Origin of the sequence: Mesorhizobium sp. M1338 (genome assembly GCF_040318045.1) — a bacterium.
Lineage (GTDB): Bacteria > Pseudomonadota > Alphaproteobacteria > Rhizobiales > Rhizobiaceae > Mesorhizobium.
Map to the genome: position 1 here is coordinate 110,393 of NZ_JAMYLL010000008.1, position 24,607 is coordinate 134,999.

Here is a 24,607-nt window from a genome sequence, read left to right on the forward strand (position 1 = left end):
GACATATATCGTTCGATCAGTTCCGGGCCATTAACCATAATACTATCGAATAGAGAATGGACCCGTCCTCGCTGGAAGCGTCTCATGGTTCTTTGCGGCATCGGGCCGTGCCTCTGCCTCTCACGTGCCTCTGCCTCTCAAAAAAGATGCGGCATCTCAAAAAAGATGCGTCGCTTTTAGGCTTCTCAGTGGAGGAATAGATGAAAACGCTCCTTACTTTCGCGGCGGCTTTGGCACTCGCACTCGCAGCGTCCGCTCCCGCGTCTGCCGTGAAGAATGGATTTGACAGCGATACGTCAAGCACGTCCGGACAGGGAAATGGCGGAAAAACAAATGACAGCGCCAACCCGGATAACAGTGGCACGACGACAACGACCACCACGACTTCAGGACCACATGGTCAGGTGAAGCAAGGCGAGACCGACTGCAATAACTGCTCGACGACGACCACGTCGGACCTGCCGGGCAAGAACAGATAGGCCAACGAAGAACCAGGGGCGGGGAAACCCGCCCCTCTCTGTTTCAGATCGCAATCAGCGCTACGAAGCAACGTCACGATTAGGCGTCGCGTTTCTTATGGGAACCCGGCTTTAGCGGGTGCTCGACTTCCTTGGCTTCGATCAGCGCAACGATATCGGCAATCTCCCATAGCAACCTCCATGCTTCCGTTCAGCATATGGGAGGCCAGGCCGATATGTGAAATGCATATTGCATCCCGTCAAATTAACGGAAAAACCCGCGCCGTCTTTCGATCAGCGCGGGTTTCTTCTGTCAAAAAATCACGTCAAATGGCTGAAAGGCTTAGAAAAAGCCTTTCCGCTGCCACCAACCGGCGCGCTTCGGCTTGTCCTCGGTCTTGGCTGCGGACTCTTCCGCAACGGTCGAAGACACCACCGGGGGGACTGGCGCCTCCGCTGCCGCCGGCTTGCGCCGCGACGGGCGGGCCTTCGGTGCCTTCTCGACAGCCGCTGCCTCGTCGGACGCAGTGGCCGGTGTCTCGACCGGTGCTTCCGTCTCGGCGGCCGGCTCCTCGGCGACGACCTCGGCCGCAGCCTTCTTCGGCTTGGCGGCACGGCGCGGCTTCTTCGGCTTCTCGGTGCTTGGCGTGTCGTCATTGGCCGGAGCAAGCGCCACCGGCTCTTCGGCTGGTGCGACAATTGCCGGCTCGCTGGCGATCACCTCGGGTGCGGAGACTTCGCCTTCGGACGCGTCGGCTGTTTCGCCGGCGCTCGCCTCGGCTTCGCCTTCGCCATCTTCACGGCGATTGCGTTTGCCGCCGCGCTTGCCGCGCCGGCGCTTCTTGCCCTGGCCTTCGTCCGAAGCCTCAACTGTCTCGGACGTTTCGGCGACGCCAACTTGGGCGTCATCGTCGGCTTCCGCATCGCTATCGCCCGCCGAGTCGGAGAACTCATTGGCCGGCATCGAGACGGAAGCACCGTCCGTTGGCGCGCCATGTTCGCGGTCGCGATCCTTGCCGCCGCGACGACGCCGACGCTTGCGACGCTTGCGGTCGCGGCCTTCGCCTTCTTCGCCACCGGCAGCAGGTCTGGGTTGTTGCTGCGGCTGCTGGCGTGGCTGTTCAGCCTGCACCGGCGCCTCATCGTCTTCCTCGACGACGACAATCTCTTCCTCGGGCTCTTCCGGTTCGACATAGGCCGGGAAGCTGCGTGCCTCGACAAAGCCTTCCGGCTTTTCAGCCAACGCGCCGCGGAAGATCGCATAATGCTGCGCGCCGACGGAATCGTCGGCCTCGATGGTGATCGTCAGCCCAAAGCGGCTTTCGAGTTCCACGAGCGTGCCGCGCTTGTGGTTGAGCACGTAGAGCGCGGTCGCCGCCGGTGTCCGCACGGTGATGTGGCTGCGCGAATCCTTGAGCAGGAATTCCTCGATTGCCCGCACCACCAACAGTGCGACCGAGGAATCGGACCGCACATGCCCGGTGCCGCCGCAATGCGGGCAGGGCTTCATGGTCGATTCCAGCACGCTGGCGCGGATGCGCTGGCGTGACATCTCCATCAGGCCGAAATGCGAGATACGGCCGACCTGGATGCGCGCACGATCGTTCTTGAGGTGATCCTTCAGCCGCTTCTCGACGGAGCGGTTGTTGCGGTTCTCCTCCATGTCGATGAAGTCGATGACGATCAGGCCGGCGAGATCGCGCAGCCTGAGCTGGCGGGCGACTTCCTCGGCCGCTTCCAGATTGGTGTGGAGCGCGGTGTCCTCGATCGAGTGCTCCTTGGTGGAGCGGCCCGAATTGACGTCGATGGCAACCAGCGCCTCGGTCTGGTTGATGATGATGTAGCCGCCGCTTTTCAGCGTCACCTGCGGCTGCAGCATACGGTCGAGCTGCGCTTCGATGCCATTGCGCACGAAGATCGGCGTCGTGTCGCGGAACGGCTGAACCACCTTGGCGTGGCTCGGCATCAGCATGCGCATGAAGTCCTTGGCCTCGCGGTAGCCTTCCTCGCCGGAGACCAGAATCTCGTCGATATCCTTGTTGTAGAGGTCGCGCACCGAGCGCTTGATCAGGCTGCCTTCCTCGTAGACCAGGGCAGGGGCCGTGGACTGCAAGGTGAGATTGCGGACATTTTCCCAAAGCCGCATCAGGTATTCGTAATCGCGCTTGATCTCGGCCTTGGTGCGGCTCTCGCCGGCGGTGCGCAGGATGACGCCCATGCCCTGCGGCACTTCGAGATCGGCAACGACCTCCTTGAGGCGCTTGCGGTCGACCGCGCTGGTGATCTTGCGCGAAATGCCGCCGCCGCGCGCCGTGTTCGGCATCAGCACCGAATAGCGGCCGGCAAGCGACAGATAGGTGGTCAGCGCCGCGCCCTTGTTGCCGCGTTCTTCCTTGACGACCTGCACCAGCAGGATCTGCCGGCGCTTGATCACTTCCTGGATCTTGTACTGGCGGCGCACCGGCTTGCGGCGGTTGCGCACCTCTTCCAGCGCATCCTCGGCACCGACCGATTCGACCTCGTGATCATCCGGATGCGAGGACTGTACTTCTTCCAGCATGCCACGGTCATTGTCGCCGGACGTCGCTTCGCTGCCCTGTTCGGCCTGCGAGACGGGTTCGGAAATCACATCGCTTTCGACCGCGGCCGCGATCGATGTCGGGCCACCCTCGCGGGTTTCGGTTTCGTCCTGCTCGGCTGAAGCTTCGTCATGCTCGGACGTGCCGGCATGTTCGGGCGTATCGCCATGTTCGGACGTATCGGCAGCGTGTTCGATGATCTCGGAGGTGTGGGAAATTTCCTCGACAACGATGTCGCCATTGTCACTGCCTTCGCCTGGCTCGCCGGAGCCTTCGCCTGCCTCGCCGCCCGCATCGCGCTTGTGCTCACCGCGGTCGCGGGTCTTGCCGCCGCGCCTGCGGCCGCGCCGTCCACGATCGCGGCTCTGGCGATCATCGCCGTCGCCGTCCTCGTTCTCTTCGTCCTCGGCCTCCTGCGCTTCCGCGCGCAGCAGTGCCTGACGATCGGCGACCGGAATCTGGTAGTAGTCGGGGTGAATTTCACTGAAGGCCAGAAAACCGTGACGGTTTCCGCCATATTCGACAAAGGCCGCCTGAAGGGAGGGCTCTACGCGCGTTACACGGGCTAGGTAGATGTTTCCTTTGAGCTGTTTCTTGTCTTGGGATTCAAAGTCGAATTCTTCAATACGGTTACCGCGAACGACGACAACGCGTGTTTCCTCCGGGTGGGAGGCGTCTATCAGCATTTTGTTGGGCATTATTTCGTTTCCCCCCGGCAGCCGTCAGCCGCAGCTTGCGAGGCAATGCCTGCTGCTGCGTGTCTGGAGTGTGGGTGCCGGATATCTTAACGTCCGCCGGCCGCCACTTGAGCGCCATGGCGGTGCCGCCCGCAGCCATATTGGCGCGGTTTGTTGCGGACCTTTCCATGATTGCGCTTGAAGCCATCGTCACCAGCAGAACCTTTTGAACCAAAGCCCGGACGAACCGGACCAGCTTGTTTGCTCATACAGAGCCGGCGCGGGAACAAACCCGGCCGTTTTCCTCACGCAGGCGATTCCCCCGCCACGGGCGCACACCTGCGAAATTCGTCGCGATCACCTGGACCCTTTTCGCGTGAAGCGAAAGGAGCCGCCTTTTTCATCTGACCCTGTAGCAGGAAGCTGCGGAGGAGGGCGGTTCCAGGATTGCAGTGATCCACCATCGCTTTTATGATTTGGCGGGGTGGAAGGCAACCCCGATTTCCGATGCCGGCAAAAAGCAGTTCCGTAACGTAAGATGGGTTTCGACCCTTGTATGAAAAGGCTTGGTTAACCTTCTCTGGATACCAATCGTTAATCGAGTTCGCGGCCTAACCGGCACTTCGACAAAAACGACCGGGCGCCTGGCGCCAAACCGGGAGCGACTGGAAGAGAAATGGGACCGGCGGACTTCACAGACAAGGGATGTCGTGTTGGCGGCCGGATCCTGGCCTTTTTCCGCCTCTTGCTGCTGCTGACGATCTCCTCCGCCTTTTCCTCGATTGCCCAAGCCGCCGACGCTCCGCTCGTGGCAAAAGGCTACAAGATGGCGGGCGACGCCACCAAGATGCGCATCGTCATGGATTTCGATCGCGAACCCGATATCAAATGGTTCCTGCTGCGCGGTCCCAACCGGCTCGTCCTCGATCTCGCGAATACGAGATTCGCCATTGACGCCAAGGACTTGAAGGCACGCGGCCTGGTCAAGGGCGTGCGCCTGGGCGAGCTCGGCGAAGGCGTTTCGCGGCTGATCCTCACCGGCAAGGGCCCTTTCGCCGTCGACAAGCTCGATGTGCTCAAGAATGAGGACGGAACCGGATACCGCATTGCCATCGACATATCGGCGGCCTCCGCACGCGAGTTCGATGCCGCGCTGGCCAATCAGGCGCTGACCACCGGGTCGACGGTTTCGACCGACAAGGGAGAGCGGGTCGGCACCGGACCGGTCTCCAATCCGGGCCATCGCTTCACCGTCGTCATCGACCCAGGCCATGGTGGCATCGACGGCGGCGCCGAGGGATTGAACGGCACCATTGAGAAGAACGTCACGCTGGCCTTCGCCACGGAGCTGCGCGACAAACTCGCCGCCGTCGGCAATTACGATGTGTACATGACGCGCGACACGGACGAATTCCTGCGTCTGGACGACCGCGTGCGCATTGCCCGGCAGCACGAGGCCGATCTGCTCATTTCCATCCATGCCGACACAATCAGCGTCAAGGGCATTCGCGGCGCCACCGTCTACACCGTTTCCGACAAGGCTTCGGATCCCGAGGCACAGGCGCTTGCCGACCGGGAAAACCTCTCCGACCAGTTCGCCGGCATGGAAATCAAGAACGACAGCAAGGAAGTCACCGACATCCTGATCGACCTGATCCGCCGCGAAACGCACAATTTCTCGATGAGTTTCGCCCACACGCTGGTCGGCCAGTTGTCGACCAGCGTCGGCCTTATCAACAATCCGCAGCGTTCGGCGGGCTTCAAGGTGCTGAAAGCACCCGATGTGCCGTCCGTGCTGATCGAACTCGGTTACCTCTCGAATGCCAAGGACGAGGCGCAACTGCTCGACGCCGACTGGCGCGGCAAGGCGGCCCAGAGCATAACCAATGCCGTCGCGCTTTTCGCTTCGGCCAGGGCCGGATCGGGAACCGGAGGCTGACATGCCCGGCGGCGCCTGCAACCGGAGGCGGCGTTGCTCGGCGACAACACCCGGTGCTTTTATTTCCGGCACGCGGCCGCGAAATCCGGCATTGCCGTATTTTGTCCACATGGTGGCGACAAGGGTTTTCGATTACGGATTGGGACCGGCTCGAAAGCTTGCGCGAAAGGCGGCTTCGTTTAGGAAATTCCCGAACCAAGGACTGGAGCGGGTATGATTCGTCTCATTGGCTATTTTTTCGGCATCGGCACGACGCTGGCCCTTCTGGTCGCGGCGGGCGTTGCCATCTACATCGGCCATTTGTCGAAGGATTTGCCCGACTACGAGGTGCTGGCCAAATACGAGCCGCCGGTGACCACCCGCATCCATTCGTCGGATGGCGCGCTGATGGCCGAATATGCCCGTGAACGGCGCCTGTATCTGCCGATCCAGGCCATACCGGATCGCGTCAAGGCGGCCTTCCTGTCGGCGGAAGACAAGAACTTCTACAACCACCCCGGCATCGACGTGACCGGCCTCGGCCGCGCCATCATCGTCAACCTGCAGAATCTCGGCTCGGGCAGGCGTCAGGTCGGCGCCTCGACGATCACCCAGCAGGTGGCGAAGAACTTCCTGTTGTCCTCGGACCAGACCTACGAGCGCAAGATCAAGGAGATGATCCTCGCCTTCCGCATCGAGCAGGCCTATCCCAAGGATCGTATTCTCGAACTCTACCTCAACGAAATCTTCTTCGGCTTCGGCGCCTATGGCGTCGCCGGCGCCGCGCTGACCTATTTTGACAAGTCGGTCAACGAGCTGAGCGTGGCCGAGGCCGCCTATCTGGCTTCCCTGCCGAAGGGCCCGAACAACTACCACCCCTTCAAGCATGCCGATCGCGCGCTGGAGCGCCGCAACTGGGTCATCGACCAGATGGTCGAGAACGGCTACGTCACGCGTGAGGAAGGTGCCAACGCCAAGGCCGAGCCGCTGGGCGTGAAGCCGCGCCGCAACGGCAGCTATCTGTTCGCCGGCGAGTACTTCACCGAAGAGGTGCGCCGCCAGATCATCGCCCGTTATGGCGAGAATGCGCTTTACGAAGGCGGCCTTTCCGTCCGCACCACACTCGATCCGAAGATCCAGCTCATAGCCCGCAAGTCGATGCAGAACGGGTTGATGAAATACGACACCCTGCGCGGTTATCGCGGGCCGGTGACGTCAATCGACGTGTCCGGCGACTGGGGCGTGCCGCTGGGCAGCGTCAAGGGGCTGGAGGATGTTCCCGAATGGTCGCTCGCCGTCGTGCTCGACAGTTCCGCGACCGGCTTGTCGATCGGCTTGCAGCCCGCGCGCCAGGCGTCGGGCGAGATCGTCAAGGAACGCGTCGAAGGCACCGTCAGCAAGGAAGACATGGGTTTTGCCATGCGCCATGTGGTCGACGGCAAGACCGTCAAGGCCAAGTCGCCGGCGGAGGTGTTGAAGCCGGGCGACGTCATCTTCGTGCAGAAGAACGACGGCTCCGATGGCGCCTACAGCCTGCGCCAGGTTCCCGAGGTGGAGGGCGGCCTGATCGCAATGGATCCGCATACCGGCCGTGTGCTGGCCATGGTCGGCGGCTTCTCCTACGCGCAGTCCGAATTCAACCGCGCGACGCAAGCCATGCGCCAGCCAGGCTCCTCGTTCAAGCCGATCGTCTATTCGGCGGCTCTCGACAATGGCTATACGCCGGCCTCGGTGATCATGGATGGGCCGATCACCATCCAGAGCGGCAACACGACCTGGACGCCGAAGAATTACGACGGCACCGTCGCTGGCCCGGCGACCCTGCGCTCCGGCATCGAGAAGTCGCGCAACCTGATGACGGTGCGGCTTGCCAACGACATGGGCATGAAGCTTGTCGTCGAATATGCCGAGCGCTTTGGCGTCTACGACCACCTGGCGCCGTATCTGCCGATGGCGCTGGGCTCCGGTGAAACGACGGTGATGCGTATGGTGTCGGCCTATTCGATCATGGCCAATGGCGGCAAGTCGATCAAACCATCGCTCATCGACCGTATCCAGGACCGCTACGGCAAGACGGTGTTCAAGCAGGACGAACGTGGCTGCCAGGGCTGCAATGCGCCCGAATGGCAGAACCAGCCTGAGCCGGAACTGGTCGACAATTCCGAGCAGGTGCTCGATCCGATGACCGCCTACCAGATCACCTCGATGATGGAAGGCGTCGTGCAGCGCGGCACCGGCGCCACCATCGGCGAACTCGGCCGCCACATCGCTGGCAAGACCGGAACGACCAACGACGAAAAGGACGCCTGGTTCATCGGTTACACGCCCAACCTCGTCGTCGGTCTCTACATGGGCTACGACACGCCGCGCGGCCTTGGCCATGGCGCCACCGGTGGTGGTCTCGCGGCACCTATCTTCAAGGACTTCATGCGGGTGGCGCTGGACGGCACGCCCAATGTCGACTTCAAGGTCCCGGACGGCATGAGTCTGGTCGCCATCAATCGCAAGACCGGCATGCGCGCCGCATCGGGTGATCCCGGCACCATCATCGAAGCCTTCAAGCCGGGTACCGGTCCCGCCGACAGCTATTGGGTGATCGGCATGGGCGCCGATGGCTCCAATGCCACGGGTGGCGCGCTGTCGCCGCAGGCCAATCAAGCCATCCAGTCCGGCGGCGGCGGCCTCTACTGACGATTTTCAGGAGCGGATGGGCTGGCCTTGCGCCAGCCCATTTTGCTTTACAGCCGGCGGCGGCCTCCCTATGTATCGCCGACCAATTTCAGCAAACAGGACAGAACAGCCAGCCATGCGCGCGGAAACGCAGAACATTGTCGACGAGATCAGGCAGGCGATCACCCTGCTGAGGAGGCATCTTTGACTGGGATCAGGCCATAAAGCGGCTTGAATACCTCAATGTGCGCGCCGAGGACGCCAGCCTCTGGAACGAACCGCTGGAAGCGCAGAAGCTGATGCGCGAACGCCAGGGCCTCGAGGAGGGCATCGCCTCGGTGAGAGGCCTGACGCAGGCGCTGGAAGACAATATCGGCCTGATCGAGCTCGGCGAGGAAGAGCGCGACGAGAGCGTCATCGCCGAAGCCGAAGCCGCGCTCCGTTCGATGCAGGGCGAAGCGAAGGCCCGCCAGGTCGAGACGCTGCTGTCGGGTGAAGCCGACGCGAACGACACTTATCTCGAAATCCATGCCGGCGCCGGCGGCACCGAAAGCCAGGATTGGGCCTCGATGCTGCTGCGCATGTACACGCGCTGGGCCGAGCGGCGCCGCTTCAAGGTCGAGGTGCTGGAAGTGCATGACGGCGAAGAAGCCGGCATCAAGTCCGCCACGTTGATGATCAAGGGCCACAATGCCTATGGCTGGATGAAGACGGAATCGGGCGTCCATCGCCTAGTGCGTATTTCGCCCTATGACAGCAATGCGCGCCGCCATACGTCCTTCGCCAGCGTCTGGGTCTATCCGGTCATCGACGACACGATCGAGATCGACGTTTCCGAATCCGATGTCCGCATCGACACCTATCGCTCGTCCGGCTCCGGCGGCCAGCACGTCAACACCACCGATTCGGCGGTGCGTATCACCCACCTTGCGACCGGCATCGCTGTCGCCTGCCAGGCCGAACGTTCGCAGCACAAGAACAAGGCCAAGGCCTGGGAAATGCTGCGATCGCGCCTCTACGAGGAAGAGCTGAAGAAGCGCGAGGCGGTTGCAAACGCCACCGAAGCGTCGAAGAGCGATATCGGCTGGGGTCACCAGATCCGCTCCTATGTGCTGCAGCCCTATCAGTTGGTGAAGGATCTTCGCACCGGCGTCGAGAGCACCAACCCGTCGAGCGTGCTCGATGGCGACCTCGATGATTTCATGGAAGCCTCGTTATCGCAGCGCATCGAAGGTGGTGCGGGTGAAGCCGTGGCGGACCTGGACTAAGGCTATGCTCATATTCAGGTGAGGCCGGCCTGCAAACGGCGGCTTCCTGCGCTTCCGGTGCTCACGGACCCGAATGTCCGCTCCGCTCCGGTTCTCGGAACCCACCATTTTCGACTCGGCCTGACCTGAATCTGAGCATACCCTTCGCACCTTAGCGACGGAGGAGAGAATGACTCGCAAGCTCACTGGAAAGTGCTTTTGCGGCGCGGTTCACTACGAAGTCGCGGACGAATTCATCTATGCCGCGAATTGCCATTGTTCGAACTGCCGCCGCACCACCGGTTCGGCCTTCAAGCCTTTCGCCGGCATCGAACGTGACAAGTTTGCTCTCACCGCGGGGCACGACCAGCTCCTGATCTTCGGTGACCAAAGCGGCCATGACGCGCATTGCGGCCGGTGCGGCTCATTGCTCTATTCGCTCGTCCGCGACGGCGCTTTCGTCCACGTCGCCATGGGAACCCTTGTCGACGATCCGGCCATCCGCCCGACCGCGCACATCTTCGTTGGCTCGAAGGCCGGCTGGTTCACCATCGCCGACGGCCTGCCGCAATATCAAGAGCATGTGATTGCCGATCGGCCATAGGCCGGAACCACAGCGCACCAATCCCGTTTAGTCGATACCTGTTTGCCGGGAGTTGATTTCAGCGGTCGATAGCGGATGGTTGGTTGGCATGCGCCGCGATGCTCGTGAACGCAGCAATTTCTTGCGCCGACTCACATTTGCGCTCACCATCACGGCATTGAGGGGAGACAAAAAGCATTTATGGCCGGGCGCGGCATATCTGCAAGCTGACGATCTGGCCGCTGGGAAGACACGTTCCGGGAACGGGCAAGCGAAATGCTTGATGCTCGTTTGAAAGGAACGCGTCCATGTCTGCTGCCACATCCAGATCGGCCCATGCCGTTCAACCGGCTGGCCGACTTTTGTTTTCCCTCGCAATCGGCGCGATCGCAATGCTGACGGCACCTGCCTTCGCGCATGACGCCACACCGACAGCGGCAAAGCCACAAGGCTGGAGTTACCCATTCGCATGCTGCGCCAACTATGATTGTCGTACGACCCATACTGGCGAAGTGTTGGAAAAACCCGAGGGTTATGTCATCGCCGGCACGGGTGAGGTTGTTCCCATGAGCGACAAGCGCGTCAAGGACAGCCCGGACGGTGAGTTCCACTGGTGCGCGCATCAGGCCGGTCTCGACGCCGGCAAGACAATCTGCCTGTTCGTGCCGCCGCGCTCTTATTGACGACACGACATCCGCGGTCGCGTGTAACGCGTGTAACGGGGCAGGCTGGCGTCTTGCCGGACCTTGTCTATGCCCGCAGACCGGGCATTCGCGGTTCGGTGGATGCATGATGACAGGCAGTTGTCAGGAGCACCTCTTTATGTTGCCTTTGCCGCTTAGGTGGCGGGCAATGGAGAGGAACTCGTTGATGACCATCAAGGCAAGCTGTCATTGCAAGGCGACGACGTTCGAGGTTTCGCAGGCACCGCGGACCGTGACGCAATGCACCTGTTCGTTCTGCTCGAAACGTGGCTCGCTCTGGGCATACTACATTCCATCGCAATTCAAGCTCACCAGCCCGATGGAGAACGTTTCTTTCTACCGATGGGGGTCGAAGACCGTAAAGCATGGGTTTTGCGCCACCTGCGGCTGCGGCACCTTCACGGAAACGCCGGACTGGTCGAAGGGCGAGCCGGATTTCGATAATCCCAAGATCAGCGTCAATTCGCGGCTGTTCGATGATTTCGATCTGGATAAAGTCGAAGTGGTGGTCATCGATGGCAAGAATCTCTGGTAGCCTTCAGGCCATCCCAGTGCGGCGATGCGGCGCCTTCGACGGGGTATTGGTCCCCGGAAAAGCCGTGGGCGGCGTTTTTGCCGTTCCGCTTTTCGCCGCAATTCATGGTACAAGTCGCCGCAAGGGCTGATTTGGCGCCACCGCAAGGCGTGACTTGGAGAGGGACCATCCTATGAAAAAGACTGTGCTCGTCGTCGTGGCGACGGCTGTGCTCGTGAGTGCCTGCACCACCACTGATCCGTATACAGGCGACCAGAAGATTTCCAACACCGCTGCCGGCGCTGGCCTTGGCGCCTTGGCTGGTGCCAGCCTTGGCCTGCTTGCCGGCGGCAATGACCGCCGCAACGCGCTGATCGGCGCGGGCATCGGTGCGCTCGCCGGCGGTGCCATCGGCGCCACCATGGACCAGAACGAAGCCGAACTGCGCCGGCAACTCGAGGGTACCGGCGTCAGTGTCACCCGTAGCGGTGACCAGATCATCCTCAACATGCCCTCCGATATTACCTTCAACTCAGATCAGGACGCTGTGAAGCCCGGCTTCTACCAGGTGCTGAACTCGGTCGCGCTGGTGCTGAAGAAGTTCAAGCAGACCACGGTCGATGTGTTCGGCCACACCGATTCGACTGGTGGGGATCAGCACAATTTCGACCTGTCCCAGCGGCGCGCCCTGGCGGTCGCCAACTATCTGTCTGGCCAGGGCGTCGATCAGCGCCGCTTCGCGGTCACCGGCTTCGGCAAGACGCGTCCGGTCGCATCCAACGCGACGGCCGAAGGCCGTGCCCAGAACCGCCGCGTCGAAATCCAGTTGTCGCCGCTTACCTGATCTGTTCGGCGAGGGAATGCGAAACGGCCCCGCGTTGGGGCCGTTTCTGTTCGAGCTGTTATGGGCGCTCTCCGGATCAGCACCGGAATATTAGTTGTTGCTAAATAAAAACTTCCCCGCAACCACGGAAAGGAATACCATCGTCGCCGTTCCGTAGGGGATGAGGCGGTGTAACTGGCCGCGCAATCAGCATTTTTCCCGCCTCGGGTCTTGCACGGCCAGATGAGAAAATCTGGGAGGAATGCATGCCAAGAACAGCCAGCCTTGGGCGCTGCGGCGTCCTTACTTTAACAAGCCTGATGAGCGCATGGTTGGGCCTAGCCACGGCTCGGGCCGAGGACGTCAACAAGGCCGACATAGATGCCTTGAAAAAGTCGCTGGCCAAATATGAGGACTACACCGCAGCCGTCCGCGACCTCTATCTGTCGACAGTCGGCTGCGTCTACTACAGCGGAGAAAAGATAGCGGGTGCGATGGATTACCCGAAAGGCGCCATGGGTATCCATTTCGTCAACGTCCCGAGTATTGGCCAAAAACTCGACCCGATGCACCCCAATGTGCTGATTTACGAACCGACCAAGAAGGGCTTGCACCTGGTGGGCGTGGAATGGCTGGTGCCTCTGACACCAGACATCAAGGAACCCCCGAAGCTTTTCGGCCAAACCTTCATGGGACCGATGGAGGGGCACTATCCGCTCATCCCGCGGGAGTTCGTGCACTACGATCTTCACGCCTGGCTGACGGACAACCCGAACGGGATGTTCAGTCCGACGAACCCGAACGTGAAATGCAGCAAGGCCGAATTTCCGATGCTGGAGAAACCGACCAAGATGATGCCTGGACCGATGTAAAGGGCGAGCCAGGCTGGCTAGCGCGCGTGAACTCATAAACGGGCATGCTTGGATCAGACATTTAGTCTGCCTCCGAGGCGAAAGCGGCCATTCTAGGCTACCGTTGCCATGTCGGCCGCCAGCAAGCCCTAATTCTAAGGGCAAGCCCGTCAGGACTCTCATCAGGGAGGATACAATGATAAAGCGGGCGCGCATCTGGGCGATATCGGCTTCGTGCGTCCTTTGGCTTTTTACACTGCCCGCCCAGGCGAGCCACTTAGGTGATCTTGTCAGGAACGGCGACGTCGCGGCGGTGACTTCCGCCTTGGACAAAGGCGCCGCGATTAACGAAATTGACGGCGTTACGGCGCTCTACATCGCCTGCGAAGGCGGAAATGTCGAGTTAGCCAAACTTCTGATCAATCGTGGCGCGGACGTCAACCTGCCCGTCAGCTGGCAAAGAACGCCACTCTACGCCGCCAACAAGGCTGGGCACGCCGAGATCGTGAAGCTGTTGCTCGACAATGGGGCCGATCCAAATCGGGTGGCGAAAGCGCAGACGCCGCTGCACGTGGCTGCCGAAAATGGCTGCCTTCAGTGCGTCATCCATCTTGTGGACGCCGGGGCAGAGGTCAACGCACTGACATCAAATGGAAATCCGCCCATACATTTGGCCAAGCTCAGGGGTCACGACGACGTCGTGGCTTACTTGCGCAGTCATGGCGCCGGACGACCGGCCATTGCGTCGATTTCGGCTCGACTTGCATCGGCAAGCGCTGAATCGGGCAAGGAAATTTTCGACGGAACGTGCGGGGCCTGTCATCTTGCATCACCGAGCCTCAAGATTCCCAAACGGGTCAATCTGTGGGGCGTCGTAGGGCGGCCGAAGGCCTCACAAAGCGATGTCCCGTATTCGTCAGCCATAAAGGAAGCCGGCGGCACTTGGACCTTTGAGGACCTCAATTCTTTTATCTCAAATCCGGCATTCGCTTTGCCCGGAACAGATATGATTTTCCCGGGTCTGCGGGACGAGAAGCAGCGAGCAGACCTCATCGCTTACCTGCGGACCTTGAGTGACACACCAATGCCGCTTCCCGACAATTGATTGCCCCTGTCTGGCGGGTACTGTGATCCGCAACCAGCGATCGGAGCCGTCAGGCATCCTGCGCGTGAGCGCACCAATTCTGTTCGGTCCGGATTTCCTCATGCCGGTAATCGCCGATTACATGCGGACCCATCCTCGGGTCGAGGTTGACCTCCAGCTTTCCGACGGATTTGTCGATCTCGGTGCCGAGGGCCTCGATTTGACGATACGAATCGGCCACTTGCCGGATTCCGGCTGGCAGGCGAAATGCCTGGGTGCTTTACGGCGCGTCGTATTCGGCGCACCTTCCAGCCGGCTGGTCGTTTTCGCAAACGGCTACTTTTGCGCGTCCAAAAAGACGCGCAGCGCCGTCGTATCAGACCTTGGCGACGATCTTCATGAAGGCCGGCATGTCATCGCCAAAGCCGACGGTCGAATCGTTGTCTTCCTGATGGCGTTGGCGGGCAGGGCGGTTGCTGTCGCGCTGCGGCCTGGTGTCGCCGCGTTCCGGTGCGCGCTGCTCGTTGCGATCGGATGATTTGCGCTCGGTGTTTTCCGACCGGATCGCTTCCTTGCGCGAGCGGCGTTCGCCGATGTCGGCGACCGCGGCCTCGGCTGGCGGCTGATCCTCGCGTACCGTTTCCGGTGCCGCTTCTTCGCTGTGCCTGGCGTGGCGTTCGCGTGGTTTGCGCTCGCCGCCCTTTTCCCTGCGATCATGGTCCTTGCGGTCGTCGTCCTTGCGGCCGGCACGGCGCGGCGCGCCTTTGCCGCGGCGCGGAGCATCGTCCTCGCCTTCGCTGGCGACCACTGTCGACAGGTCGCCGTCATGCCACTCGATCTTGTTGCCGATCAGCCGCTCAATGGCGTCGATGTACTTGGTGTCCGACTTGGTCGCGATGGTGAAGGATTTTCCAGAGCGCCCGGCGCGTCCGGTGCGGCCGATGCGGTGAACGTAGTCCTCGGCATGGATCGGCACGTCGTAATTGAAGACGTGGCTGACATCGGGGATGTCGAGACCGCGCGCGGCGACGTCGGAGGCGACCAGGTAACGCAGCTTGCCGTCGCGGAAATTGGCCAGCATCTGCATGCGCGCGCGCTGGTCCATGTCGCCATGCAGCGCACCGGCGTCGAAATCATACTTCAGCAGCGAGCGGAACAGCTCCGCCACCTCGACCTTACGGTTGCAGAAGATGATGGCGTTCTTCAGCTCCGCATCTTCGGCCTTGATCAGGTTGCGCAAGGTCTCGCGCTTGTCCCATGGTTTGGAGCCGGACTTGACCAGGCGCTGGATGATGTTGGTCGCCGCGGACGCGGCCTTGGAAACCTCGACGCGCACCGGCGCATGCAGGAACTTTTCGGTGAGCTTGGTGATCTCCGGCGGCATCGTCGCCGAGAAGAACAGCGTCTGCCTGGTGAACGGGATCATCTCGCAGATGCGCTCGATGTCGGGGATGAAGCCCATGTCGAGCATGCGGTCCGCTTCGTCGATGACGAGGATCTCGACGCCGTTGAGCAACAGCTTGCCGCGCTCGCGGTGGTCGAGCAGGCGGCCGGGCGTCGCGATCAGCACGTCGGCGCCGCGCTCCAGCTTCTTGTCCTGCTCATCGAACGACACGCCGCCGATCAAAAGCGCGATGTTGAGCTTGTGGTTCTTGCCGTATCTGATGAAATTCTCTTCGACCTGTGCGGCGAGCTCGCGCGTCGGCTCCAGGATCAGCGTGCGCGGCATGCGGGCACGAGCCCGGCCTTTTTCGAGGCGGGTCAGCATTGGCAGCACAAAGGAAGCCGTTTTGCCGGTGCCAGTCTGGGCGATGCCCAGAATATCCTTGCCGAGAAGCGCGTGCGGGATGGCACCAGCCTGGATCGGTGTCGGCTGCGTGTAGCCGGCATCGGTGACTGCGGAAAGAACCTTCGGCGACAGGCCGAGGTCTGAAAAGGTCAACGCTTCTGGAGCGGTCGTGGTGTCTGAGGACAATTGTTGTTGTCTTTGGCTGGTTCGGGGAAGCGCAACGGCGTCTAACGACGTCTGTCGCGGCAAGCGCCACGCGCCTGCAAGATTGGTATTGCAATTAGGAGCAAGCCCTCGATTTGTCAACAGAAACGGCCGTGATTGGCGCGATTGTGAAGTTGTAACCTTAATCGGGATACTTAACCCCCGTGCAGTTCGCCGCGCCGGCTCAGTAACGGAACTGTTCGGCGAGGATGCGTTCGTTCCAGGAATGGTTGGGATCGAACAGCAACGTCGCCGTCGCTGTTGGCGATTCCCTGACCGTGACCGAGGTCACCGCCTTGACTTCCGTATGGTCGGCGGCGGCGTTCACGGGCCGTTTTTCCGGCTCGAGAATGTCGAAGCGCACGGTCGCCTTGTTGGAGAGCAGCGCGCCGCGCCAGCGGCGCGGGCGAAACGGGCTGACCGGGGTCAGCGCCAGCAATGGCGCATCGAGCGGCAGGATCGGCCCGTGCGCGGAGAGATTGTAGGCGGTGGACCCGGCCGGCGTCGCGATCATCACGCCGTCGCAGCTCAGTTCCTCGAGCCGTATTTGCTCGTCGACGGTGATCCGGATCTTGGCCGTCTGGTAGGACTGCCGCCACAGCGCCACTTCGTTGATCGCCAGCGCCGAAAGCGTTTCGCCTTCCGAGGTTTCGGCCAGCATTTCCAGCGGGCGGATCGTTTCGGCGACCGCGGCCGCGATCCGCTCGGTGAGCCCGCCGAACCGGTACTCGTTCATCAGGAAACCGATGGTGCCACGGTTCATGCCGTAGACCTTCTTGCCGGTCCCCATCGTGTCGCGCAGGGTCTGCAGCAGGAAGCCGTCACCACCGAGCGCGACGACGATCCCGGCATCCTCGACGGAGGACTGGCCATAGCGCGCCGACAGGCTTTCCAGCGCCGCCTTGGCGTCAGCGGTGTCGGACGAGACGAAGGCGATGCGGCTGGCGGCTGTGCTCATGGCTTCCCGATGACGACCCATTGGCGGCGGCCGGTTACCGGGACGCGCCAGCGCCGGGGTAGCATGGGCGGGCCGTGTCTGCAAAGAGAGCCGCGCGCGTCGAGGCGACCGCGGAGCGGCGGAATGCGGCTTGCCGTTCGCGCATCATGTCAAAGGCTACGCGAATGTGATGGTTAAGACCGGCTTTAAACTCTCGTAAAGCCGGACCGGTCATGTTAGCCGGCATTGGTTGGGTGGCGTGGGGCTAGCCAGTCGAGGCCGACATATTGCCGGTAACACGCCTGATCATCGTATTTCTGATGCTGGGAAGCTTCGCGCTTCTCTTTGCCGAACTGGTGCGCCAGTCCGAAGAGACGAGCTTCCGACCTCAGCCCACGGCGTCGCGCTGTGGCGATGCCGCCGGGGCGCCATGCCCGCAAAGGGCGCTGTAACTCGGACCTGACTTGGCGAGGCGTGTCGTTTCTGGCTGGAAGCGAAACCGGCTGCGGGCGTTCCAACCGCTGCGCCAACGGATCGCCGGACCGAGTAGCGCGTGCTGATCGAGGAAATCACGCTCAACTCAGCTATGAACCCTTCCGCAGATGGCAGCCGGCTTGCCGCTTCTGTTCCAGATACTCGTCGACAAGCTGGTGGTAGCGCACCTTGCCGAAGCTTGGGAAATGGCCGCCATGCACGACCGAGACATCGAGGTCGCGCAGGCGAATGAGCGACGCCATGTAGTCTGATATGTCCGAGTGATAGACATCGTCGATCAGCGGGCCGTCATAGATGATGTCGCCGGATAACAGGATGCCCGTCCTGTTTTCGTAGAGCGCGATGCCGCCGGGTGAATGGCCGGGCGTGTGGATCACCTCGAAGGCACGGTCGCCGAGATCGACGACATCGCCATGGTTGAGCAAGCGGCCGGCGGGTGCGGGCAGAATGCCGTAGCGCGCCGTGTCCCAGCCTCGCGGCATGCCATCGAACATCTTGTCGGTCGCGTAGGTGCCGGCGGCCGTCCATTCGTTGCGCGGATCGGCGAGGATTTGAGCCTCGGCCGCGTGCACACAGCGATCGGGAAATTCGTGGTGGCAGCCGATATGGTCGAAATGCGTGTGGCTGGCGACGCAGATGAGCTTGCGCTCGCTCACCAGCGGCACGTGACGCCGGAGGCTGAAATGGCCAAGCCCGGTGTCGAACAGGAGGTCGCGGTCGCGGCCGCGCACATGCCACATATTGCAGCGGAAGAACGGCTTGATCCACGGCTCATGGATCAGCGTCACGCCATCGCTCATGCGGATGGTCTCGTACCAGTCGGGAGCGTCGATGAGCGGAAGCGTACCCATGTTCAATCCGTCAGCAGGACGATCTGGTCGGTATCGCAGGAAATCGCGACCGTGTCGCCCGGCTGGACGGTCGCTGTAGCGGGCAACTTGGCGATGAATTGCACCGAGGGATCTTCGATGGAAGCCGCAAGCACGCGCTTGAAGCTGCCCTGGAAGACGACATCGCTCACCTTGGCGGAGCCGAGCTGTACGGTGCCTACGGCCATGCCGAGGACAAGATGCTCCGGCCGTATGGCCAGCGCAACGGCGGAGCCCGCCGGCAACGCGCTGGGCAGTGAAACCGGCCCGACCGGCGTCGCAACAGTGCTTGTCAGGTCCCCGGCCTCCGCGACTGTGCCGGCAAGGATCGTGCTTTCGCCCATGAAGGTCGCGGAAAAGCGCGTCGCCGGCCGCGCATAGACGCGCTCGGGCGGGCCTTCGTCCTCGATGCGCCCGTCATTCATCACCACGCAATGGTCGGCCAGCGCCATCGCTTCTTCCTGGTCGTGGGTGACATGGATGAAGGCGGTGCCGACGCGCTTCTGGATCGCCTTCAATTCATCCTGCATCTGCCGGCGCAATTTGAGGTCGAGCGCGCCGAGCGGCTCGTCGAGCAGAAGCACCGCCGGCTCGATCACCAGCGCACGCGCCAGGGCCACGCGCTGCCGCTGGCCGCCGGAAAGCTGATGCGGTTTCTTGTCGAAGGCTGCGGCCAGTCCAACCAGCGCCAGCGCCTCGCGTGCCTTTGCCGCCCGGGTCGTGCCGTCGACACCCTGCATGCGCAGGCCGAAACCGACATTGCCGCCGACGCTCATATGCGGAAACAGCGCGTAGTCCTGGAACACCGTCGTCGTCGGGCGCTTGGCCGGCGGCACGGACGTGCAGTCCTCGCCACGGATGAACACCTTGCCTTCGCTGGGCGTGACGAAGCCGCCCAGAATGGACAGCAGCGTCGTCTTGCCGGAGCCCGAGGGTCCGAGCAGGATGGTGTAGCTGCCGGGCTCGATCTGCAACGACACATTCTTCAGCACGGTTTGCTGGCCGAAGCGGTGCGAGACGGAGCGGATATCGACCAAAGGCGCGGTCATGCCTTTCTCCTTCGCAGCAATGTCAGTTCGAACAGCACCACCAGCACGATGGAGACCGCGAAGACCAGCGAGCCGACCGCGTTGGTCTTGGGATTGAGGCCGGAGCGCAGCAGGTTCCAGATTTCAACAGGCAGCGTGGTGTCGAAGCGGGTGAGCAGGAAGGAGATCACGAACTCGTCCCACGAGAAGGTCATCGACAGGAAGAAACCGGCGAAGATGGCAGGCGCCATGACCGGCACGGTGATCAGCAGCAGCACCTTCCATTCCGGCGCGCCGAGGTCGCGCGCGGCGCGCTCGATGTTGATCTGGTGGTCGCCCATCTGGCTGTAGATGATGGCAAAGCACAGCGGCAGGTTGATCACGACATGGCCGATGCCGACGGCCAGCAGCGACTTCGGCACGCCGGCCCAGTTGAACAGCACCAGGAGCCCCATGCCGATGATGAGGTAGCTGACCGTCAGCGGCAGGGTGATCAGCCCGCGCAGCAGGCCGGAGCCGGGCAGGACGAAGCGCGCAAAACCCCAGGCGGAGAGGAAGCCGAGCGTGACGGCGGCGAGCGACGAGATGGACGCGACCAGCAGCGAATTGACCAGCGCCGAGGTCAGCCTGACGTCGGAGAGAACCGCGTCGTACCAGCGCAGCGACGGGCCGGTGAAGGGCGGGATCGGAAACGACGTCGCCTGCAGCGAAAACAGCACCAGCACGATCACGGGCAGGAAGATGAAGCCGTAGATCAGGACGGCGTAGAGCCAGGAGGCGATGCGGACGATCCTGCGCATCTCAGGCCCGCTCGATCTTCAGCCAGCGGGCGCAGGCGAGGTAGGCAATGGTGACCACCGCCATCAGGATGATCGACAGCGCCGAGGCCAGCGGAAAATCGCCGCGCCGGCCGATCTGCATCATCACCAACTGCGGCATCAGAAGCTCGTTGTTGCCGCCCAGGATCTGCGGCGTGATGTAGTCGCCGATGCACAGCACGAAGGTGAGGAAGGCGCCGACCATGATGCCGGGCAAGGTCAGCGGCAGCACGACATGCAGGAAAGTGCGCACCGGCCCGGCGCCGAGGTCGGCGGCGGCCTTGCGGTAGCTCGGACTGAGCTGCTTGAGATTGGCGAAGATGGTCAGCGTCAACAGCATGACGAAGAAATGCACAAAACCGGTGACGGTGGCGAAGCGCGTGTTGGCCAACTGCACCGGTTCGCTGAACAGGCCCGAGCCGGTCAGCGCGCGGTTGATCACACCGTTCTGCGCCAGCACCAGCAGCCAGGAGTAGGAGCGCACGACATAGGAGGTCCAGAACGGCAGCACGGCCAGCATCAGCGCCAGCCGCTGCCAGCGTTCCGGCACCTGTTCGGCCAGGATCCAGGCAAAGGGATAGGCGAGCAGCACCGAGACGACGGTGACGATCGCGGTGACCTGCAGCGAGTTCACCATCGCCTGCCAGTAGGAAGGGTTGGTGAAGAACTGGCTGTAGTTGGACGCCGTGAAGCCGCCGCCCTCATGCGCGGTGAGGCTGGAAAACCCCATGGCGATGAAGGGCAGCACGAAGAACAGCAGCGTCCAGCCGAGCGCCGGCGTCACCAGCGCCCAGGGCAAAGCACGCCCGTTGCTTCCAATTGACTTCATTAGCCGCAATCGCTCATTTCGCCTGCAGCATTTCGGTCCACATGTCCTGCATCTTCTTGTCGAGATCGGCGTTCGGCGCCGGATAGGCCTGGGCGCGTGCCAGGAAGCCCGGCTGCTCGTCGAAGCGCAGGATCTTCTTCTGCTCGTCGGTCAGCGCCGCCTTGGTGTTCGCCGGCATGCCCCAGTAGCAGGACGAGGTGGCGAGCCGCGCCTGGCCTTCCGGGCTCATGATGTACTGGATGAATTTCAGCGCCATGTCCTTGTTTTTGGAATCCTTGAACATGGCCAGCGACTGCGACCATAGAACCGCGCCTTCCCTAGGAATCGAGAAGTCCAGCGCCGGGTTCTCCTTGGCCAGCCCCGCCGTCACCCATTCGCCGCCGCCAACCAGTATGTCGACCTCGCCGGTCGCCAGCGCCGTCTGGCTGGCGGTCACTTCGCCGACCAGCTTGGCATTGGCCTTCATCTTGAGAAGTTCGTCCTTGAGGGCGGGCAGGTCGGCTTCGGTCAGATCGGCAGTCGTCTTGCCGATGGCGAGTGCCGCCATGCCGATGACCGGCAGATAGTAATCGTAGATGGCGACCTTGCCCTTGTACTTGTCGCTGGTGAGGGCAGCCATCGACTGCATGTCGGCCGGATCGACCTTGGTCTTGTTGTAGCCGATCGTGTTGTAGCCGAACTTTTCGGTGATGCCGTAGCGCTTGCTGCCGACCACGGTGGAACCGTCCATCTTCACCTGCGGGAACAGGTCGGCCAGCGGCAGTCTGTCGTCCGGCAGCGGCTCGAACAGGTCCTTCTCGACGCCGCGCGGTATGTCGATGCTATCGATCACCATCACGTCCCAGTCGCCCGGCTGCGACTGTTCGACGATGGCCAGTCCGGCGCCTGTGCCCTCGAATTCCTTGACGTTGACCTTGACGCCATTGGCCTCTTCGAAGGGTTGCAGCAGCGCCGGATCGGCGTGATCGCACCAGATCAGCGCGTTGAGGTCGGCGGCCTGGGCAGCGCTGCCGGCTCCGAGCAGCAGCGCCGTTGCGGCACACGCCGCATGCAGATGGCTCTTCAGAACGGAAAGCGGATTCCTGGATGCAGGTTTAGCGGACATCGAGTGTTCTCCCTTGCCTTTGTGGCTTCTTGCAAAAAGTTGAACCAATTCTAAAATTGAGTCAATTCTGTTTTTATGGCAAGAGGCTGGGATGAGCGGATTGCGGGCAAGGCAAAAGGCGGACCGGCACCGCCGCATCATCGAGGCGGCGGCGGAACTGTTTCGCGAGGCCGGCTATGAAGGCGCCAAGATCGAGGCGATCGCCGCCCAAGCCGAAGTCTCGGTCGGTACGATCTACAATTACTATCAGAATAAGGGCGACATCCTCGGCGCCATCGTCTCGCTGGAGGTCAACGAGGTGCTCAATGCCGGGCAGGGGGTCGTCGCCAGGCCGCCGGCCAATGTCGGCGATGCGCTGGACACGCTGATCGGCATCTACATCGAACACTCGCTGCACTATCTCAGCAAGGAGATGTGGCGGCAGGCCATGGCGATCTCGACGCAACTGCCCGACAGCCCGTTCGGTCAGGCTTACACCGGGCTCGACCGCGCGCTGACCGAACAGATCCGCGCCCTGATCGCCCGCCTGCAGACCCTTGGCTTGGTGCGGCAGGACATCGATGGGGCGGCGCTCGGCGAACTGATCTTCAACAACATGAACATGATGTTCATCGAATTCGTGAAGCGCGACGCGGCGAAGATCCCCGAGCTGCGCGCGGCGATACGCAGGCAGAATAGAATACTGGTGGCGGCGATCGGGGCGTGAAAGAGTCAGGAGCAGACAGGAGAAATCGTCGCTTCGGCATAAAACCTGGTTTCAGACGAGACTCACCTCTTGAGTTGAGTTTGAAATCTGATACAACCTAGAAGGGCATAAATAAGGGAGAGGGGTAAAATGGGGTCGTTTTCCATCTGGCATTGGGCAATCGTGCTGCTGTTGATCGGCGTGCCTGTTTTCTTTGCTGTTCGATCAGCCACGAAGCCATCACAGAATCCTGAGACTCTTGTAGGCATCGGTGGCTGGTTGATGCTGCTGGCGATCGGCCAGGCATTGTCACCGCTGCGCACACTTCTCGTATTGGGTTCCTCGAGCGATGGCTACAACCAACTCATGCTGGTGCCGAATGGACCCATGGTAGTCTATGGTGAGGTTGCTTTGCTGCTGGCATTTCTGGTGCTTCAACTGGTGGTGCTGGTTGCCATGCTGAGGCGGAGCTCTTGGTTCAAGCAGTTGTTTCTCATCCAGTGGCTTGCAATCCCGGTGGTTTTCATCCTGGACGCTGCCTGGGTTTCCGCTGCTCTCGGGGTTGCGGTCGGGCAAGTGGTCACCGGAGGCGCGCTTGCGGCGCCGATAGTCTCGTTTGTCCTTACCGGACTCTGGGTCGCTTACGTCTACAAATCCGTCAGGGTACGCAACACGTTCACCAGGGTTGGGGTATCCGCCCAAATTGCGAGCGCGTCATAGGATATCGGGGCGCCCGGAAGGCTCTGGCTCTCGGGTAGTCGTCGATCGGAGCTGGTGCCCCCGGACGGAATCGAACCGCCGACCTTCGGTTTACAAAACCGCTGCTCTACCAGCTGAGCTACAAGGGCACGGCGCTCCGGTTAGCATATTTGTTGCGCCAGTAAAGACAAAACTCCGTTTTACCCGGCATGCCGCATGGGCCGTCGGCGAGGGGCATCCTGAAAAGCGCCTGATTGCTTCCTACATATGGAAACGGTGCAATCGCTTCGAGCAGGGGTGCCGCATGATCAGATTTGTCATCATTCTCCCGATCATCTTCGTGGCCTGGATGCTGTTGGTGAAGATCATCAACGATGTGAAGAAGGCCAATGTCGACTGGACCGGCGTCACCACCATCATCGGCTTCATCGCGCTCGCCTTCTGGCTGCGCCATGTCACGGGGATGTGAAAAGAGCGAATAGCGAATAGCGAATAGCGAGTGGTACGTGGCGTTCCTGGCTTTCCCTTCTCGCCACTCGCCACTCGCTACTCACTATTCGCTCCTTCTGATTTCCCCTTTCGAACTCGCCGCCAGCACGAATTCGCCGGGCGAACCAAGCCGTTCCAGAAAAATCGAAAAAGGATTCGAACCTTTTTCCTTGCCGCGACGACAGATGATCAAGAGGCGGATGGATCGCCTCGGTCAACGAAGCAAGGAGATCGTCATGTTCACACGCACACTCGTTTCCGGCGTCATCGCCACCGCCGTCGCCGCCAGCACGCTGCTCGGCACCGTCCAGCCTTCGGCTGCTCACAGCCATCACCACAATCGCGAAATCGGTATCGGCATTGCCGCCGGCGTTGGCGGTTTCGTGCTGGGCAGCCTGCTCTCCCAGCAGCCCCGTACCGTCTATGTCGACGAGGACGGCGGCTCATGGCACGTCCGTCGCTGCTACGATCGCTACGCGAGCTACGACGTCGACTCCGACACCTATATCGGCCACGACGGCTATCGCCACTACTGTCGTCTCTGAGAGGAGG

22 protein-coding genes, 1 tRNA gene and 1 pseudogene are annotated in these 24,607 nt (G+C 61.7%); 15 read left to right on the forward strand and 9 right to left on the reverse strand.

Translation table 11 applies throughout. The features are described 5' to 3' along the window. Positions 1 to 200 precede the first annotated feature (200 nt). Entirely contained in the window at positions 201 to 479 is a 279-nt protein-coding gene (locus NKH19_RS10870) for a hypothetical protein (protein WP_352864230.1), read from the forward strand. A gap of 322 nt (positions 480 to 801) precedes the next feature. Here NKH19_RS10870 and NKH19_RS10875 read toward each other — a convergent pair whose 3' ends face one another. Then, the gene (locus tag NKH19_RS10875; RefSeq protein ID WP_352864232.1) at positions 802 to 3,735 is read right to left on the reverse strand and encodes an Rne/Rng family ribonuclease; all 2,934 of its coding nucleotides are present in this window, start codon (positions 3,733 to 3,735) and stop codon (positions 802 to 804) included. Between the two features lie 655 nt (positions 3,736 to 4,390). On the opposite strand from NKH19_RS10875, the gene NKH19_RS10880 reads away from it, so the two are divergent. The 10 genes and pseudogenes from NKH19_RS10880 to NKH19_RS10925 all read left to right on the forward strand — a co-directional run. Further along, the gene (locus NKH19_RS10880) at positions 4,391 to 5,653 is read left to right on the forward strand and encodes an N-acetylmuramoyl-L-alanine amidase (protein ID WP_352864234.1); all 1,263 of its coding nucleotides are present in this window, start codon (positions 4,391 to 4,393) and stop codon (positions 5,651 to 5,653) included. A 213-nt stretch (positions 5,654 to 5,866) separates the two neighbouring features. Beyond that, the gene (locus NKH19_RS10885; protein ID WP_352864236.1) at positions 5,867 to 8,323 is read left to right on the forward strand and encodes a penicillin-binding protein 1A; all 2,457 of its coding nucleotides are present in this window, start codon (positions 5,867 to 5,869) and stop codon (positions 8,321 to 8,323) included. 115 nt (positions 8,324 to 8,438) lie between these two features. Continuing rightward, a protein-coding gene (gene prfB / locus NKH19_RS10890; RefSeq protein WP_352864238.1) for a peptide chain release factor 2 occupies positions 8,439 to 9,570 on the forward strand; the annotation gives its coding sequence in 2 pieces (ribosomal slippage) (positions 8,439 to 8,504 and positions 8,506 to 9,570; 1,131 coding nt in all). A gap of 169 nt (positions 9,571 to 9,739) precedes the next feature. Further along, complete coding sequence (locus NKH19_RS10895) at positions 9,740 to 10,153, forward strand: GFA family protein (RefSeq protein WP_352864241.1); 414 nt, start codon at positions 9,740 to 9,742, stop codon at positions 10,151 to 10,153. A gap of 287 nt (positions 10,154 to 10,440) precedes the next feature. Continuing rightward, a complete protein-coding gene (locus tag NKH19_RS10900) occupies positions 10,441 to 10,815 on the forward strand; it encodes a hypothetical protein (RefSeq protein WP_352864243.1) in 375 nt (124 codons plus the stop codon). Positions 10,816 to 11,002: 187 nt separating this feature from the next. Continuing rightward, entirely contained in the window at positions 11,003 to 11,371 is a 369-nt protein-coding gene (locus tag NKH19_RS10905; protein WP_352864245.1) for a GFA family protein, read from the forward strand. 172 nt (positions 11,372 to 11,543) lie between these two features. Continuing rightward, complete coding sequence (locus tag NKH19_RS10910) at positions 11,544 to 12,194, forward strand: YiaD family glycine zipper/OmpA-like lipoprotein (RefSeq protein WP_013531371.1); 651 nt, start codon at positions 11,544 to 11,546, stop codon at positions 12,192 to 12,194. 245 nt (positions 12,195 to 12,439) lie between these two features. After that, entirely contained in the window at positions 12,440 to 13,045 is a 606-nt protein-coding gene (locus tag NKH19_RS10915) for a hypothetical protein (protein ID WP_352864248.1), read from the forward strand. A 175-nt stretch (positions 13,046 to 13,220) separates the two neighbouring features. Then, positions 13,221 to 14,129 carry an ankyrin repeat domain-containing protein gene (locus tag NKH19_RS10920; RefSeq protein WP_352864251.1) on the forward strand — a complete coding sequence of 303 codons (909 nt, stop codon included), beginning with the start codon at positions 13,221 to 13,223 and terminating at the stop codon, positions 14,127 to 14,129. Positions 14,130 to 14,229: 100 nt separating this feature from the next. After that, a pseudogene (locus NKH19_RS10925) lies at positions 14,230 to 14,367 on the forward strand (LysR substrate-binding domain-containing protein); the annotation flags it as partial. Positions 14,368 to 14,484: 117 nt separating this feature from the next. Here the strand turns inward: NKH19_RS10925 and NKH19_RS10930 are convergent. The 7 genes from NKH19_RS10930 to NKH19_RS10960 all read right to left on the reverse strand — a co-directional run bounded on the left by NKH19_RS10930 (position 14,485) and on the right by NKH19_RS10960 (position 22,182). Further along, complete coding sequence (locus NKH19_RS10930) at positions 14,485 to 16,083, reverse strand: DEAD/DEAH box helicase (protein ID WP_352864254.1); 1,599 nt, start codon at positions 16,081 to 16,083, stop codon at positions 14,485 to 14,487. 202 nt (positions 16,084 to 16,285) lie between these two features. Next, positions 16,286 to 17,059: an NAD kinase gene (locus NKH19_RS10935; protein WP_352881165.1), complete on the reverse strand. Its 774-nt coding sequence runs from the start codon at positions 17,057 to 17,059 to the stop codon at positions 16,286 to 16,288. Positions 17,060 to 17,622: 563 nt separating this feature from the next. Continuing rightward, on the reverse strand, positions 17,623 to 18,384 hold the full coding sequence (locus tag NKH19_RS10940; RefSeq protein WP_352982110.1) for an MBL fold metallo-hydrolase: 762 nt from the start codon (positions 18,382 to 18,384) through the stop codon (positions 17,623 to 17,625). Between the two features lie 2 nt (positions 18,385 to 18,386). Then, positions 18,387 to 19,451, reverse strand: a complete 1,065-nt coding sequence (locus NKH19_RS10945; RefSeq protein WP_352864262.1) for an ABC transporter ATP-binding protein — start codon at positions 19,449 to 19,451, stop codon at positions 18,387 to 18,389. Continuing rightward, positions 19,448 to 20,230, reverse strand: a complete 783-nt coding sequence (locus NKH19_RS10950; RefSeq protein ID WP_352982111.1) for an ABC transporter permease — start codon at positions 20,228 to 20,230, stop codon at positions 19,448 to 19,450. The genes NKH19_RS10945 and NKH19_RS10950 overlap by 4 nt, the downstream gene beginning before the upstream one ends. 1 nt (position 20,231) lies before the next feature. After that, positions 20,232 to 21,077 carry an ABC transporter permease gene (locus tag NKH19_RS10955; RefSeq protein WP_352864267.1) on the reverse strand — a complete coding sequence of 282 codons (846 nt, stop codon included), beginning with the start codon at positions 21,075 to 21,077 and terminating at the stop codon, positions 20,232 to 20,234. Between the two features lie 13 nt (positions 21,078 to 21,090). Continuing rightward, positions 21,091 to 22,182 carry a polyamine ABC transporter substrate-binding protein gene (locus NKH19_RS10960; protein ID WP_352864269.1) on the reverse strand — a complete coding sequence of 364 codons (1,092 nt, stop codon included), beginning with the start codon at positions 22,180 to 22,182 and terminating at the stop codon, positions 21,091 to 21,093. A 91-nt stretch (positions 22,183 to 22,273) separates the two neighbouring features. Between NKH19_RS10960 and NKH19_RS10965 the strand changes: the two genes are divergently transcribed. Then, on the forward strand, positions 22,274 to 22,888 hold the full coding sequence (locus tag NKH19_RS10965; protein ID WP_352864271.1) for a TetR/AcrR family transcriptional regulator: 615 nt from the start codon (positions 22,274 to 22,276) through the stop codon (positions 22,886 to 22,888). A 129-nt stretch (positions 22,889 to 23,017) separates the two neighbouring features. Then, on the forward strand, positions 23,018 to 23,587 hold the full coding sequence (locus NKH19_RS10970) for a DUF2569 family protein (protein ID WP_352864274.1): 570 nt from the start codon (positions 23,018 to 23,020) through the stop codon (positions 23,585 to 23,587). Between the two features lie 52 nt (positions 23,588 to 23,639). Here NKH19_RS10970 and NKH19_RS10975 read toward each other — a convergent pair. Beyond that, positions 23,640 to 23,715 (reverse strand) — tRNA-Thr (locus NKH19_RS10975). A 155-nt stretch (positions 23,716 to 23,870) separates the two neighbouring features. On the opposite strand from NKH19_RS10975, the gene NKH19_RS10980 reads away from it, so the two are divergent. Then, complete coding sequence (locus tag NKH19_RS10980; protein ID WP_352864508.1) at positions 23,871 to 24,035, forward strand: hypothetical protein; 165 nt, start codon at positions 23,871 to 23,873, stop codon at positions 24,033 to 24,035. A gap of 256 nt (positions 24,036 to 24,291) precedes the next feature. Then, positions 24,292 to 24,600, forward strand: coding sequence for a BA14K family protein (locus NKH19_RS10985; RefSeq protein WP_352864510.1), 309 nt, complete (start codon positions 24,292 to 24,294; stop codon positions 24,598 to 24,600). The last annotated feature ends 7 nt before the right edge of the window (positions 24,601 to 24,607 follow it).

Coding starts and splice junctions, on each gene's coding strand:
- NKH19_RS10870 (WP_352864230.1), top strand. CDS start 201: ATGAAAACGCTCCTTACTTTCGCGGCGGCTTTGGCACTCGCACTCGCA.
- NKH19_RS10875 (WP_352864232.1), bottom strand. CDS start 3,735: ATGCCCAACAAAATGCTGATAGACGCCTCCCACCCGGAGGAAACACGC.
- NKH19_RS10880 (WP_352864234.1), top strand. CDS start 4,391: ATGGGACCGGCGGACTTCACAGACAAGGGATGTCGTGTTGGCGGCCGG.
- NKH19_RS10885 (WP_352864236.1), top strand. CDS start 5,867: ATGATTCGTCTCATTGGCTATTTTTTCGGCATCGGCACGACGCTGGCC.
- NKH19_RS10895 (WP_352864241.1), top strand. CDS start 9,740: ATGACTCGCAAGCTCACTGGAAAGTGCTTTTGCGGCGCGGTTCACTAC.
- NKH19_RS10900 (WP_352864243.1), top strand. CDS start 10,441: ATGTCTGCTGCCACATCCAGATCGGCCCATGCCGTTCAACCGGCTGGC.
- NKH19_RS10905 (WP_352864245.1), top strand. CDS start 11,003: ATGACCATCAAGGCAAGCTGTCATTGCAAGGCGACGACGTTCGAGGTT.
- NKH19_RS10910 (WP_013531371.1), top strand. CDS start 11,544: ATGAAAAAGACTGTGCTCGTCGTCGTGGCGACGGCTGTGCTCGTGAGT.
- NKH19_RS10915 (WP_352864248.1), top strand. CDS start 12,440: ATGCCAAGAACAGCCAGCCTTGGGCGCTGCGGCGTCCTTACTTTAACA.
- NKH19_RS10920 (WP_352864251.1), top strand. CDS start 13,221: ATGATAAAGCGGGCGCGCATCTGGGCGATATCGGCTTCGTGCGTCCTT.
- NKH19_RS10935 (WP_352881165.1), bottom strand. CDS start 17,059: ATGAGCACAGCCGCCAGCCGCATCGCCTTCGTCTCGTCCGACACCGCT.
- NKH19_RS10940 (WP_352982110.1), bottom strand. CDS start 18,384: ATGGGTACGCTTCCGCTCATCGACGCTCCCGACTGGTACGAGACCATC.
- NKH19_RS10945 (WP_352864262.1), bottom strand. CDS start 19,451: ATGACCGCGCCTTTGGTCGATATCCGCTCCGTCTCGCACCGCTTCGGC.
- NKH19_RS10950 (WP_352982111.1), bottom strand. CDS start 20,230: ATGCGCAGGATCGTCCGCATCGCCTCCTGGCTCTACGCCGTCCTGATC.
- NKH19_RS10955 (WP_352864267.1), bottom strand. CDS start 21,077: ATGAAGTCAATTGGAAGCAACGGGCGTGCTTTGCCCTGGGCGCTGGTG.
- NKH19_RS10960 (WP_352864269.1), bottom strand. CDS start 22,182: ATGTCCGCTAAACCTGCATCCAGGAATCCGCTTTCCGTTCTGAAGAGC.
- NKH19_RS10965 (WP_352864271.1), top strand. CDS start 22,274: ATGAGCGGATTGCGGGCAAGGCAAAAGGCGGACCGGCACCGCCGCATC.
- NKH19_RS10970 (WP_352864274.1), top strand. CDS start 23,018: ATGGGGTCGTTTTCCATCTGGCATTGGGCAATCGTGCTGCTGTTGATC.
- NKH19_RS10980 (WP_352864508.1), top strand. CDS start 23,871: ATGATCAGATTTGTCATCATTCTCCCGATCATCTTCGTGGCCTGGATG.
- NKH19_RS10985 (WP_352864510.1), top strand. CDS start 24,292: ATGTTCACACGCACACTCGTTTCCGGCGTCATCGCCACCGCCGTCGCC.